The 13,005-nt window shown below is 65.1% G+C and carries 15 protein-coding genes; 5 read left to right on the top strand and 10 right to left on the bottom strand.

Annotation, left to right across the window (positions count from 1 at the left end; genetic code table 11):
• Positions 1 to 82 precede the first annotated feature (82 nt).
• Entirely contained in the window at positions 83 to 601 is a 519-nt protein-coding gene (locus J0H39_20590; protein ID MBN9499159.1) for a MarR family transcriptional regulator, read from the top strand.
• Here J0H39_20590 and J0H39_20585 read toward each other — a convergent pair.
• Genes J0H39_20585 through J0H39_20560 form a run of 6 tightly spaced genes read right to left on the bottom strand, consistent with a single transcriptional unit; the run spans position 591 to position 6,467 of the window.
• Positions 591 to 1,292 carry an ABC transporter ATP-binding protein gene (locus J0H39_20585; protein MBN9499158.1) on the bottom strand — a complete coding sequence of 234 codons (702 nt, stop codon included), beginning with the start codon at positions 1,290 to 1,292 and terminating at the stop codon, positions 591 to 593. The two genes, J0H39_20590 and J0H39_20585, sit on opposite strands and share 11 nt — an antisense overlap.
• Positions 1,292 to 2,050, bottom strand: a complete 759-nt coding sequence (locus J0H39_20580) for an ABC transporter ATP-binding protein (GenBank protein ID MBN9499157.1) — start codon at positions 2,048 to 2,050, stop codon at positions 1,292 to 1,294. Before J0H39_20580 ends, J0H39_20585 begins: the two co-directional genes overlap by 1 nt.
• Positions 2,047 to 4,011, bottom strand: coding sequence for an ABC transporter permease (locus J0H39_20575; GenBank protein MBN9499156.1), 1,965 nt, complete (start codon positions 4,009 to 4,011; stop codon positions 2,047 to 2,049). The genes J0H39_20580 and J0H39_20575 overlap by 4 nt, the downstream gene beginning before the upstream one ends.
• A complete protein-coding gene (locus J0H39_20570; protein MBN9499155.1) occupies positions 3,944 to 5,161 on the bottom strand; it encodes an ABC transporter substrate-binding protein in 1,218 nt (405 codons plus the stop codon). The genes J0H39_20575 and J0H39_20570 overlap by 68 nt, the downstream gene beginning before the upstream one ends.
• Before the next feature lie 38 nt (positions 5,162 to 5,199).
• A complete protein-coding gene (locus tag J0H39_20565; protein MBN9499154.1) occupies positions 5,200 to 5,976 on the bottom strand; it encodes a ferredoxin--NADP reductase in 777 nt (258 codons plus the stop codon).
• Entirely contained in the window at positions 5,973 to 6,467 is a 495-nt protein-coding gene (locus J0H39_20560; protein MBN9499153.1) for a winged helix-turn-helix transcriptional regulator, read from the bottom strand. The genes J0H39_20565 and J0H39_20560 overlap by 4 nt, the downstream gene beginning before the upstream one ends.
• 74 nt (positions 6,468 to 6,541) lie before the next feature.
• On the opposite strand from J0H39_20560, the gene J0H39_20555 reads away from it, so the two are divergent.
• Entirely contained in the window at positions 6,542 to 7,588 is a 1,047-nt protein-coding gene (locus J0H39_20555) for a COX15/CtaA family protein (protein MBN9499152.1), read from the top strand.
• Here the strand turns inward: J0H39_20555 and J0H39_20550 are convergent.
• Genes J0H39_20550 through J0H39_20540 form a run of 3 tightly spaced genes read right to left on the bottom strand, consistent with a single transcriptional unit; the run spans position 7,572 to position 9,611 of the window.
• Complete coding sequence (locus J0H39_20550; GenBank protein ID MBN9499151.1) at positions 7,572 to 8,357, bottom strand: metal ABC transporter permease; 786 nt, start codon at positions 8,355 to 8,357, stop codon at positions 7,572 to 7,574. The genes J0H39_20555 and J0H39_20550 overlap by 17 nt on opposite strands.
• Positions 8,350 to 9,126: an ATP-binding cassette domain-containing protein gene (locus J0H39_20545; GenBank protein ID MBN9499150.1), complete on the bottom strand. Its 777-nt coding sequence runs from the start codon at positions 9,124 to 9,126 to the stop codon at positions 8,350 to 8,352. The genes J0H39_20550 and J0H39_20545 overlap by 8 nt, the downstream gene beginning before the upstream one ends.
• On the bottom strand, positions 9,123 to 9,611 hold the full coding sequence (locus J0H39_20540; GenBank protein ID MBN9499149.1) for a transcriptional repressor: 489 nt from the start codon (positions 9,609 to 9,611) through the stop codon (positions 9,123 to 9,125). Before J0H39_20540 ends, J0H39_20545 begins: the two co-directional genes overlap by 4 nt.
• Before the next feature lie 139 nt (positions 9,612 to 9,750).
• Here J0H39_20540 and J0H39_20535 point away from each other — a divergent pair, with 139 nt between their 5' ends.
• Entirely contained in the window at positions 9,751 to 10,668 is a 918-nt protein-coding gene (locus tag J0H39_20535) for a zinc ABC transporter substrate-binding protein (protein MBN9499148.1), read from the top strand.
• Here the strand turns inward: J0H39_20535 and mutY are convergent.
• The gene (mutY, locus tag J0H39_20530) at positions 10,613 to 11,716 is read right to left on the bottom strand and encodes an A/G-specific adenine glycosylase (GenBank protein ID MBN9499147.1); all 1,104 of its coding nucleotides are present in this window, start codon (positions 11,714 to 11,716) and stop codon (positions 10,613 to 10,615) included. The two genes, J0H39_20535 and mutY, sit on opposite strands and share 56 nt — an antisense overlap.
• Positions 11,717 to 11,732: 16 nt before the next feature.
• Here mutY and J0H39_20525 point away from each other — a divergent pair, with 16 nt between their 5' ends.
• Positions 11,733 to 12,236, top strand: a complete 504-nt coding sequence (locus J0H39_20525; protein MBN9499146.1) for a DUF721 domain-containing protein — start codon at positions 11,733 to 11,735, stop codon at positions 12,234 to 12,236.
• A 117-nt stretch (positions 12,237 to 12,353) separates the two neighbouring features.
• A complete protein-coding gene (locus tag J0H39_20520; protein MBN9499145.1) occupies positions 12,354 to 12,977 on the top strand; it encodes a DsbA family protein in 624 nt (207 codons plus the stop codon).
• Positions 12,978 to 13,005 lie beyond the last annotated feature (28 nt).

The raw sequence follows: 13,005 nt of genomic DNA, 5'->3' as shown, positions 1-13,005 counted from the left end.
GCTTCCCCCAAATATCTTGACGTGAAGATATCTGCGACAATAATATCTTCATGTCAAGATATTCCGCGTGCCGGAGGGCCGGATGGGAAAAGTCGAAACCGATCACGTCGACAGGCTTCGCGCCCAATGGCGCGCGGCGCGGCCCGATCTCGACACATCGCCGGTTGAAATCTTCGGGCGCATCCACCGGCTTTCGCGCCTGATCGCGCCGGGGATCGAAGCGGCCCTCGCGCGCCACGGACTCGATCGCGGCGAGTTCGACGTGCTGGCGACCCTGCGCCGCCACGGCCCACCCTTCCGGCTGACGCCGACCGACCTTTACGCGGCGTTGCTCGTCGCCTCCGGCAGCCTCACGCATCGCCTCGGCCGGCTCGAACGCGCGGGCTTCGTGCGCCGGGTGCCAGACGAGCACGACGGCCGCGTGCTGGCGGCCGAACTGACCGAGATAGGCCGGCGCGCGGTCGAGGCGGCCTATCGCGACGATCTTGAATTCGAGGCGCGATTGCTGGAGGGGTTCGGCGCCAAATCGCGCACCGAACTGGCGGAGGGGCTGCGTGCTTTGATGAAAGCCGTCGAGGCGGCGCTGGAACTCAAACGCTGAGATATTGGAGCCGAATCGCTTCGTCCGCCGCCAGGGCCGCCATCGTGCCGGAATAGCGGATGCGGCCCTTCTCGACGATATAGGCGCGGTCCGCCACCATCGTCGCGAAGTGCAGGTTCTGCTCGGACAGCACGACCGTCAGTCCTTCGGCTTTCAACGCCTGGATCGTGCGCGCCATCTGTTCGACGATCACCGGCGCCAAACCCTCCGACGGCTCGTCGAGCAGGATCGCGCGCGGATTGCCCATCAGCGTGCGCGCGATGGTCAGCATCTGCTGTTCGCCGCCGCTCATCCTTCCGCCGGGGCGATTGCGCATCTCGGCGAGGTTCGGAAAAATCGCGAAGAGTTTTTCGGGCGTCCAAGCGGGCGCGTCGTCACGCGGCGGTTGGCGTCCGACTTCGAGATTTTCCATGACCGTCAAATCGGCGAACACGCGCCGATCCTCCGGCACGTAGCCGAGGCCCATGCGCGCGATCTCGTGCGGCGGCAAGCCCGCGATCTCGCGATCCAGAAATCGGATCGAACCTTGCGCCACCGGGACCAATCCCATGATGGATTTGAGCGTCGTCGACTTGCCCGCCCCGTTGCGCCCCAGCAGCACGACGATTTCGCCCTTCGCGACGTCGAGCGACACATCCGCGAGGATATGCGCGCGGCCGTAATAGGTGTGGAGGCCTTCGACGCGCAGCATCAATGCCCCCCGGATGTCGAGCCGGCCCCGAGATAGACGTCGCGCACGGCCTTGTGCGCGCGAACCTCGGCGGGCGTGCCTTGGGCGATCAGTTTGCCGCGATTGAGCACGATCACGCGATCGGCCTGGCCGAACACCACGTCCATATCGTGCTCGGTGAACAGCACCGCGATGTTGCGCGCGCGCGCGAGTCGCCGGGTCAATTCCATCAACGCGACGCGTTCCTGGGGCGCCATGCCGGCCGTGGGCTCGTCCATCAGCAGCAAACGCGGCGCGTTGGCCAACGCCACCGCAAGCTCGACGCGCTTGAGGTCGCCATACGCCAACACGCCACAGGCGCGATCGCGCTGATCCGCCATGCCGACTTGTTCAAGCAAAGCGACGGCTTCGTCCGCGTGCAATGTCGCCGCGCGCGCGAAGAAGCGGCCGAGATCGCCGCGATGCGACATCAGCGCCGTTTGCACATTCTCCGCCACCGTCATCGACGCAAACGTCGCGGTGATTTGAAACGTGCGACCCACGCCGCGCCGCCAGATCTCGCGGGGCGGCAGGCCGGTGATATCGGCGCCGTCGAGCGAGACGGTTCCGGCATCTTGCGACAACTGACCCATCAACATGTTGAAGCAGGTCGTTTTGCCGGCACCGTTCGGCCCGATCAGCGCCAACATCTCGCCGGCGGCGACGTCGAAATCGACACCCGCCACCGCCTCGACGCCGCCGAAGGCTTTGCGCAAACCGCGTACGGACAGCACGCTCATGCGTCCTCCGCCTTCGCCCAGCGTTTGGCGGCGAATCCCGCGATCCCTTGCGGGAAGGCGAGCACCAGCGCGATGATCGCGAGCCCCAGCACCAGGCGCCACAGCTCGGTCACGCGCACGAGTTGTTCGTGCAGGCCCATATAGACGACGGCGCCGACCAGCGGGCCGGAGATCGTCTGCACGCCGCCCAGCAACACCATCATCAGCGCGTCGACCGATTTTGGGATCGCGGCATAGGTCGGAAAGACGCTTCCCTTGAAATACGCGAACAACGCGCCCGCCAGGCCGGCGAAGCTCGCGGCGATGGCGAAGGCGGCCCATTGGACGCGTTTCACGTCGATGCCGATCGCATCGGCGCGCAAAGCTGAATCGCGGGCGCCGCGCAGCGCGTAGCCGAAGGGCGAATAGATCGCCCGGCGCAGCAGCAACACGCCGATCACGGCGAAGGCGAGGCTCAAATAGAAAAATTCGGTCTTGCCGATCGACGGCCAGACGCCCAGCACGCCGTTATCGCCGCCGGTGACCGCGACCCATTGGAAGGCGATCGACCAGACGATTTGCGCGAAAGCGAGCGTGAGCATGGCGAGATAAACGCCTGAGAGGCGCACGCAGAACCAGCCGAACAGAATACCGCCGAGGGCGGCCAGCACCGGCCCCGCGACCAGCCCCGCTTCCATCGGCACGTCGAAATGTTTGGCGGCGAGGGCGGCGCCATAGGCGCCGAGGCCGAAATAGGCGGCGTGACCGAACGAGGCCATGCCGCCCGGCCCCATCATGAAATGCAGGCTCGCCGCCATCAGCACGAAGATCAGAATCTCGGTCGCGACCATCAGCCCGTATTCGTCGGCGATCAGCGGCAGCAGGATCATCGCCGCCACGCTGGCGAAACCGAGTTTCGCGAGGATCGGCGGCGTGGCGCGCACCACGGGCTCGACGCTCGCTTGCGTTCGCGCATGGCTCGGCGCCTTACCCAGCAAGCCATAGGGCCGCGCGATCAGCACCACCGCCATGACCAGGAAGCTGGGGATCAGCGTCATCTTGGCGATGGAAATGGTCAGCCCCGCGATTTCGAAATCCGGGACCAGCAGCATGAAGGCCTGCAATTGCGCGATCAGCAACGCGGCAAGATAGGCGCCGCCCACGCTACCCATGCCGCCGACGACCACGACGACGAAGGCATCGGCGATGATCGCCATATCCATATGGAGTTGCACGGGCTCGCGCGGCAATTGCAGCCCGCCGCCCAGCGCCGCCAGAAACGTGCCGAGGAAGAAGACGGACGTGAACAGCTTGCGCTGATCCACGCCCAAGGCCGCGACCATCTCGCGATCCGCCGTCGCCGCGCGCACCAGCGTGCCCCAGCGCGTGCGGTTGAACAGAAGCCAGAGCAATCCCAGCACGACGGGACCGATCAGAATCAGCAGCATCTCGTATTCGGGGAAACGCTGGCCCATCACGTCGATGGCGCCGCGCAAGCCCGGCGCGCGGGGCCCGAGCAGATCCTGCGCCCCCCAGATCGCCATCGTCACGTCTTGAACGACGAGAACGACGCCGAAGGTCGCGAGCAATTGGAACAGCTCCGGCGCTTGATAGATGCGCCGGAGCAGAACCAATTCGATCAACACGCCGATCAGACCGACAATCAAGGCGGCAACGAGAATGCCGCCCCAAAAGCCGAGCGGGCCGTAGCCGACCCAGCCGAGCCCGCGCGTCAACGTCCAGGCGAGATAGGCGCCCAGCATGTAGAACGAGCCATGCGCGAAATTGACGATCCGGCTGACGCCGAAAATGATCGACAAGCCGCACGCGACCAGGAATAGCGCGGACGCGCTGGCGAGCCCGTTCAGGAACTGGACGGCGAGCGCGGACAAGGCCGCGTCCCGAAGACGCCGATCAGGCGTCCTTGGGCCGCATCGCCGCGACTTCCGCGTCGGACGGCAGGTAGTCCTTGCCGTCGGCATAGCGCCAATCGACCATCGTGCCTTTGCCGTTCACGAGCTTCGTCTTGCCGACGAAAGCGCCCAGCGTGGCCTGGTGGTCGATCTTGCGGAATTCCACGTCGCCGAACGCGCTTTGGAACTTCAAGCCTTCCATCGCGTCGACCATCTTTTCGGTGTCGACCGTGCGGCTTTGGCGCAGCATCGTGACGATGGCGTTGACCGTGTCGTAACCGACGACCGAGCCGAGGCGCGGATAGTCGTTGAACTTCGCGCGATAGGCGTTGCGGAACTTCGTGTGGTTCGGCGTGTTCACCTGATCCCAGGGATAGCCGGTGACGATCCAGCCTTCCGGCGCTTCGTCGGCCAGCGGGTCGAGATATTCGGGCTCGCCCGTCAGCACCGAGGCGACCGCGCGGCGTTCGAACAGACCGCGCGTATTGCCCTGGCGCACGAGATTGGCGAGATCGGCGCCGAAGGTGACGTTGAAGATACCTTCGGGATTCGCCGCGGCGATCGCCTGGACCGTGGCGCCCGCGTCGATGCGGCCCAAGGCCGGGAATTGCTCGGCCACGAATTGCACGCCGGGCTTCTTCCGGGCGAGCAATTCCTTGAACCACTTCACCGCCGACTGGCCGTATTCGTAGTTGGGCGCGATCGTCGCCCAGCGCGTGATCGGCAGCTTCGCCGCTTCTTCGACCAGCATCGCCGCCTGCATATAGGTCGAGGGGCGCAGGCGGAACGTGTAGCGATTGCCCTGGCTCCACACGATCGCATCGGTCAGCGGCTCCGACGCCACGTAGAGCTTCTTGTTCTGCTTGGCGTAGCCCGCGATGGCGAGGCCGATATTGGAAAGATAGCCGCCGGCGAGCAGATCGACTTTCTCGGCCGCGACGAGTTCGCCCGCATGGCGCACGGCGTCCTCGGGCTTGCCCGCGTCGTCGCGGAACAACGTTTCGAGGCGGCGGCCGTCGATGCCGCCCGACGCGTTCGCTTCGTCCAGCGCCAGGTTCCAGCCATTGCGATAAGGGCCGAGGAAGGCCGCTTGCGTGGAATAGGAGTTGATCTCGCCGATGCGGATCGGCGCGTTTTGGGCGCGCAGGATCGTCGGCGAACCAAGCAGGACGCCCGCCGCGGCGGTACCCGCCAGAAGTTCGCGTCGCTTGAGGGTCATATCTCTATTCTCCTTGGGAGGATGGAGGGGGGATTTCGTTACTTTTCGACGAAGGCGCGTTCGACGACATACGTTCCGGGCTTGGAAGAGTTTCCTTCGACGAAACCGCGGCCCTTCAGGATCGCGACGAAATCGGCGAGCAAAGCGGGGCTGCCGCAGATCATCGCGCGATCATGGGCGGCGTCGAGCTTGGGCAAGCCCAGCTTCTTTTCGACTTCGCCCTGTTCGATCAGATCGGTGACGCGGCCTTGGTTGCGGAAACCTTCGCGCGTCACGGTCGGGAAATAGAGCAGCTTGTCGCGCACCATCTCGCCGATCAGCTCATGGTTCGGCAGTTCCTTTTCGAGATAGTCCGCGTAGGCGAGCTCGGCAACCTCGCGGCAGCCATGCATCAGCACGATTTTCTCGAAACGCTCGTAGGTTTCGGGATCGCGCACGATGCTCATGAACGGCGCCAGACCGGTGCCCGTGCCGACGAGATAGAGATTGCGGCCGGGTTCGAGATTGTCGATCAGCAGCGTGCCGGTCGCCTTGCGACCGACCAAAACCTTGTCGCCCGGCTTGATGTGGCACAGGCGCGAGGTCAGCGGGCCGTCGGGCACGCTGATCGACAGGAATTCGAGATGTTCCTCGTAATTCGCGCTGACGACCGAATAGGCGCGCACCAACGGCTTGCCGTCGACCGGAAGGCCGATCATCACGAATTGACCGTTGAGAAAGCGCACCGCGGGCTCGCGCGACGTGGTGAACGAGAACAGACGATCGGTCCAATGATGGACCGTCTTCACTTCGGCTTCGTAATACGGGCTGCTCATTGTCCGGACGCTACGTTGAGATCGGTCAGCTTGCGCAACAGCGCCAGCAGGGTTTCACGCTCCGCCCCTTGGACGGGGGCGAGTGTCGCTTCTGAAACGCTGCGCGCGCGCTTCACGGCTTCGCGCATCAAGGCGAGACCGTCATCGGTGAGGCGCAGCAGCGTCGCGCGCTTGTCGGCGGGATCGGGGCGGCGTTCGATGAGCCCGCGCCCCATCAAGCGCTGGATCACGCCCTGGATCGTCGCGGGATCCATCGCCGTCAATCGGCCGAGGAGATTTTGCGAGACCTCGCCGCGATCGCCGATCTTCACCAACGCCGCGAATTGCGTGGTGGTGAGGTCGAGATCGCCGAGGCCCTTTTCGAAAAACGCCGTATGGCGCTGATGCGCGCGGCGCAACAAATGGCCGATCTGCGATTCCAGGCCATAGCCGGATTCCGTTTCGGCCGGAGGCGATGCCGGGGCTGGCGCGGTTTTGGGCAGCGACTGCATAAGGAACGCGATACTGTTCGTGGACGTATGGACTGTCCACAGGTCTTTTTTCATGCCCGGTCCCGGATTATTTGATGGCCATGACCAGCTCTACTGTGACAGCCGGCGTAACTGAATACCGCGATCCGAAGCGGGCGGTTGCCTATTGGCTGTTCGTTTGCGCCGCGATGATCTTCGCCATGGTCGTGATCGGCGGGATCACGCGATTGACCGAATCCGGCCTGTCGATCGTCGAATGGCGGCCCGTCACCGGCGCCCTGCCGCCGCTGACCGATGTCGAATGGCAGCGCGCTTTCGACCAATACCGCCAGATCGACCAGTACAAGCTGCTCAACGCCGGCATGACGCTCGCCGAGTTCAAAACCATTTTCTTCTGGGAATGGTTCCACCGGCTGTGGGGCCGGTTGATCGGCCTTGTCTTCTTCCTGCCGTTCCTGTGGTTCCTGTGGAGCGGGGTTGTGCGCGGCAAACTCGCGCTGAAGCTCGCCGGCATTTTCGCGCTTGGCGGCCTTCAAGGCTTCGTCGGCTGGTGGATGGTCACGTCGGGTTTGCGCGAGTCGATGGTGGCGGTCAGCCATATCAGGCTCGCCGCGCATCTGGGCTTAGCGCTGGTCATCCATATGCTGGTCTTGTGGGTCGCGTTTGATCTGTTGCGCGGGCCCCGCGAAACGTGCCCGGCACGCAAGGCGGGGCTGGCGTTGACGGTGCTCGTCTTCGTCACCGTGATGGCGGGCGCGTTGGTCGCCGGTCTCGATGCCGGGATGACGCACAACACGTTTCCGTTGATGGATGGGCGCTTCTTCCCCGCGGGCTATTTCGACATCGATCCGGCGTGGCGCAATGTGTTCGACAACGTGATCGCCGTGCAGTTCAACCATCGTTGGCTCGGCATCGCCACGGCGCTGGCCGCGATACTGTTCGCGTGGCGCACCTGGCGTTACGACGGTTGCTGGACCGCCCTGCCGGCGATCGTCGCGGTGGCGCAGGCGGGCCTGGGTATCGCCACGCTGCTGCTATGGGTGCCGCTGGCGCTCGCCGCCGCGCATCAAGCGGGGGCGGTGATCCTGCTGACCGCCGCCATCGCCGCCGCACACGCCGCCGGTATCAAGCGCGACGTTTGAACAGCAGCGTCGCCGCGAAAATCATCGCCGCCGCGACCACGACCGACGGGCCCGAAGGCGTGTCGAGCTTTAGCGACGCGAATAGGCCGCCGACGACGGCGATCGCGCCGATCGCCCCGGCATAGATCGCCATCGCTTCGGGTCCCTGGGCGAAGCGGCGCGCGGCGGCCGCCGGGATCACCAGCAAGGCGGTGACCAGCAACACGCCGACGATCTTCATCGCCAGCGCAACAACCAAAGCCAGCAGCAGCACGAAGGCAAGCCGCACGCGGCCGGTATCGACACCTTCGACGCGCGCCAGATCCTCGTCCACGCTCGCCGCCAGCAAGGGCCGCCAGATCGCGATCAAGACGGCCAGCGCCAGCAACGCCCCGCCCCACACCATCGCGACATCGGTGCGCGTCACCGACAGAATGTCGCCGAACAAATAGGAGATCAGATCGACGCGCAAGGTTTCGACGAAAGCGAGCGCGATCAAGCCCAACGACAACGTCGTGAACGCGGCGATCGACAGCAACGTGTCCGGCGGCAATTTGGCGCGCGACAACAGGCCGGTCAAAACCAACGCGAAGGCCGCGCAGAGAACCGCGATGGCGATGGCGGGCTCGACCCGCAGCACGAAGCCGAGCGCCAAGCCCAACAGCGCGGAATGCGCCAGCGCATCGCCGAAAAACGCGAGCCGCCGCCAGACGACGAAACTGCCGAGCGGCCCGGCGATGACGGCAAGCCCCAAACCGGCCGCCCCGGCGCGCCACAGAAATTCATCCATGGCGGTGACCGTCGTGGGAATGCGGATGCGCATGCTCATGCGCGTGATGCACATGGCCATGCGTATCGTGGACGTGATCGTGATGATGGCGATAGAGCGCCAAGCTCTCGCCCGCGCGCGCACCAAACAGCGCCGCGAAAGCCGGATCGCGCCCAACCGTTTCGGGCTGGCCCGTGCAGCACACATGGGTGTTGAGACACACGACGCGATCGGACCGCGCCATCACCAAATGCAGATCGTGGCTGACCAGCAGCACGGCGCAGTTGGTTTGGTCGCGCAAGCGTCCGACCAGCGCGTAAAGCGCGTCCTGGCCGGTGACATCGACGCCTTGCGCGGGCTCGTCCAGCACCAGCAATTGCGGATCGCGCATCAAGGCGCGCGCCAGCAACACGCGCTGCATCTCGCCGCCCGACAGACCGGCCATCGGCGCGCCCGCCATATCCGCCACGCCGGCCGTTTCGAGCGACGCCGCGACATCGCCCTTCCCGGCAAGACCGACGAAACGCGCCACCGAAATCGGCAGATTGGGATCGACGGCGAGTTTCTGGGGCATGTAGCCCACGCGCAAACCCGGCGAACGCGCGATCGTGCCGCTGTCGGGTGCCACAAGGCCGAGCAGCATTTTCAGCAGTAAGGTCTTGCCCGCGCCATTGGGGCCGATCAGCGTGACGATTTCGCCGGGCTTGGCGCCGATATCGACATGATCGACGACCACGCGATCGGCGAATCGTTTGACGAGGCCCCGTCCTTCGATCGCGTAGCCGGTCACGATCCCGAACAGTTCTTACAAGTGCCCGACAATTCGACCACGCGGCCCGCGAGTTTGAATCCGTGATCGCCGGCGGCGGCGGCCAAGGCCGCGTCGATCGCCGGGGATTCGAGTTCCTCCGCCGTGCCGCAATCCTTGCAGATCAGGAATTGCGATGAATGCGCCGCCCCGGGATGCGCGCAGCCGATATAGGCGTTGAGCGATTCGATGCGGTGGACGAGCCCGACTTCCATCAGGAAATCGAGTGCTCGATAGACCGTCGGCGGGGCGGCCGAGCGGCCATCGGATTTCAAGCGTTCGAGCACGGCATAAGCGCCGATCGGGCGATGGCTTGCCCACACGAGCTCCAGCACCCGGCCGCGCAATTCGGTGAAACGCTCGCCGCGCTGGGCGCAGATTTCCCGCGCGGCGGCCAAGGCATCGGCGACGCATTTGCCGTGATCGTGATGTTCGGCATGGTGATGCTCGGCGGAACTCGGCGACATCAGACTAGAACTCCCGGCCTTGATATAGTATATCGTACTTTATAACGCGAGCTCTTCCGGCACGGGAAAGTCGCTCACCGGAAACATTAGCGTCATTTCCGGAATTTCTCAGCATCTTAGGACGAAGGTCGGCACGGCCATGGGCAAGCTTCTGCAAATTGCGACATTTCTGGTTCTTCTGTCCGCACCGGCCGGCGCCGCCGAGCCGAAGATCGTGACCAGCTTCCCCATGCTGCAATCGCTGGCCGCCGCCGTTTCGGGCGCGGCGCCGGAGTCGATCGTGCGCGGCGGCGGTTCGCCGCACACCTATTCGATGCGCCCGTCCGACGCGCGCGCCCTCGAACAAGCCGATCTCGTGATCTGGATCGGCGAAGATTACGAAGGCTTCCTCGAACGCCCGATCAAGGCGCTGGGCAAGCGCGCACGCGTGCTGGAATTGGCCGAAGCACCGGGCGTGGCCACGTTCAAAGCGCGCGAAGGCGGCGTCTGGGAAGGCGATGGCCACGCACACGGGCATAAGCACGGGAATAAGCACGGCGAGATCGACGGCCATATGTTCCTCGATCCGAAGAACGCCGCCGCGTTCGGCCGCGCGATCGCGGCGGCGCTGTCGGAAATCGACGCGCCCAACGCCGCGCGCTATCGCGCCAATGCCGAAGCCTTGGCGACGAAGCTCGATGCGCTCGACGCCGAACTCGCCACGAGCTTGCGTCCGCTCGCCGGCAAGCCGTTCATCGTGTTCCACGACTCGCTTCAATATTTGGAGAAGCGCTACGGTTTGACGCCGGCGGGCTCGATCACCGTCAGCCCCGAACGCCGGCCCAGCGCGCAACGCTTGCAGCGTTTGCGCGACCGTATCGCGCGCTCGAAAACGATTTGCGTGTTCGCCGAACCGCAATTCGACCAAGCGCTGGTGCGCACGGTCGCCGAAGGAACGAAGGCGAAGACCGGCACGCTGGATTACGTCGGCGCCGAAGTGCCGCCGGGCCCCGATCACTATTTCAGCGTGATGCGCGGCCTCGCGAAGGACCTTTCTTCGTGTCTTTCGCAGGGCTGATCGATTTGCGGGCGTGAGCGATCGTTTTACGCATCAGCGTGGGCAACGCGACGGACCCGATATCATCCGCCGCGACCCATTGCCCGCCGCGCACGTCGCTACGCCGCGCTTGCGCGATCCACACCGCGAATTCCAATTCGAAATGCGTGAAGCCGTGGCGCACCACGCCCGATGCGGGGCGCCACGCCAAAGCGGCGGGTGACGCGCGCCGGGCGGCGGTTTCGTCGATCTCGCCCGCCTTCCAATCGCTCGACGGCACTTCCAGCATGCCGCCCAGCAATCCCGTATCGGCGCGCTTGCGTACCCACACGGCCCCGTCCGCATCGAACAACACGAAGGCGATCGCGCGCTTGAAGGGCCGTTTGGGCTTGGCCGTGCGGCGCGGATAGGTTTCGGGTTCGCCGCCGCAGGTTTGGCAGGCGAGTTTCCACGGGCAGAGCAGACATTGCGGATTGCGCGGCGTGCAGATCGTGGCGCCGAGATCCATCGTCGCTTGCGCGAAATCGCCGGGCCGCTGCTCGGGCACGATTCCCGCGACCGCGTTCCAGATCTCGGGCTTGGCGGCGGGCAGCGGCGTATCGATCTTGAACACGCGCGCGATCACGCGCTCGACATTGCCGTCGATCACGGCGGCGGGAACGTCGAACGCGATCGACGCGATCGCGGCGGCCGTGTACGGGCCCACGCCGGGCAGCGTCAGCAAGCCTTCTTCGGTGTCGGGGAACACGCCGCCGAGTTCCTCGGCCACGTAGCGCGCGCATTTATGCAGGTTGCGCGCGCGCGCGTAGTAGCCAAGCCCCGCCCACGCCGCGAGCACGTCGTCGATCGGCGCTTTGGCCAGCGCTTGCACATCCGGCCAGCGGCGCAGGAATTCGGCGAAATACGGCCCGACCGTCACGACGGTCGTTTGCTGGAGCATGATTTCGGAAAGCCACACGCGATAGGGATCGGGCCGCGCGGCGCGTTTATTGGGCCCCACGCGCCACGGCAGCACGCGGGCGTGCCGGTCGTACCAGGCGAGAAGCGATGCGGCGAGGGCGGTGGACATCGGAAACCGAGCGCGTATGTTCCCCGGTATGGCCCTGAAAGCGATCGGCGCACAAGTTCCGCGAATGACCCGCGAGGCGTTGAAGCGCCGCGGCGCCGCTTTCGCCACGCTGATCGCCGAATGGGCCAATATCGTCGGGCCGGAATTCGCGTCCAGCACGCTGCCCGAAAAAATCTCCGCCCCGCCGCCCCCGCCCAAAGGCAGCAATTTACCGCGCCCGGCGGGCACGCTCACGCTTCGAGTCGGGTCCGGTGCGGCGATGGAATTGCAGCATCTTGCCCCGCAATTGATCGACAAGATCAACGCCTTCGTCGGGTACAAAGCCGTCGCGCGTTTGCGCTTCGTGCAAGGCCCGTTGCCGGGCCAAGGCAAACCGCCCGCCCCGCCCCGGCCGCCGCTGACCAAGGAACAAGCGGCGCGACTCGACGCGCTGGTCGAAACGATCCCGGACGAGAATCTCCGCCAATCGCTCCGTCGCCTGGGCGACGGAATGCTGCGCGGCCGGCGGCGTATACCGTAAGGGCTTCAAAAAGCCTCGATTCTGCGGTCGGATAGCCGCAGTTATCCCCATCGAGTCCGGGCCCTTGTCGGAGGCGCTCGTGAGTCGATACCATCACTATATCTAGTGGGTCTGACCATGCAGAAACGGTACATCTCGACGCTCGCGGCGGTTTTCGCCCTGATTTGCCTTGGCTTTTCGGCCCCGGCGATGGCCCAAAACGGGCCGCGCCTGGAAGGCAACGACATGGTCATGGGGGCGCCCGATGCGCCCATCACGATGATCGAATACGCGTCGCTCACCTGCCCGCATTGCGCGCGCTTCAACGCGGAAATCGTGCCGCGTTTGAAAAGCGAATATGTCGAGACCGGCAAGATGAAGTTCGTCTTCCGCGACTTCCCGCTCGACCGCATGGCGCTAAACGCGCAGATGCTGGCGCGCTGCGCGGGGCCGGAGCGGTTCTTCGGATTCCTCGACGTGTTTTTCGCCCAGCAGGCCAATTGGACGCGCGGCACGCCCGACCAGATGATGCAGAATTTGCGTCGTCTGGCGCAGCTGGGCGGCATGACGGCCCCGCAGATGGACCAATGCCTGGCCGACCAGACCGTTCAGAACGTCATCCTGACCAACGCGATGACCGGCGAGCGCGAGCACAAGGTGCAAGGCACGCCGACCCTCGTGATCAACGGAACCGTCCATCGCGGCGGGATGAGCTACGAAGAACTCGACAACGTGCTGCGCCCGCTTGCGGCAAAGCGCTGACAACATGCCTTAGGGGAGTCTGCCGACG

Source organism: Alphaproteobacteria bacterium (genome assembly GCA_017308135.1).
In the GTDB taxonomy this organism is placed as follows: Bacteria; Pseudomonadota; Alphaproteobacteria; order CACIAM-22H2; family CACIAM-22H2; genus Tagaea.
Note: the sequence above shows the minus strand (reverse complement) of the source record. Positions and strands in the feature narration are given on the sequence as shown.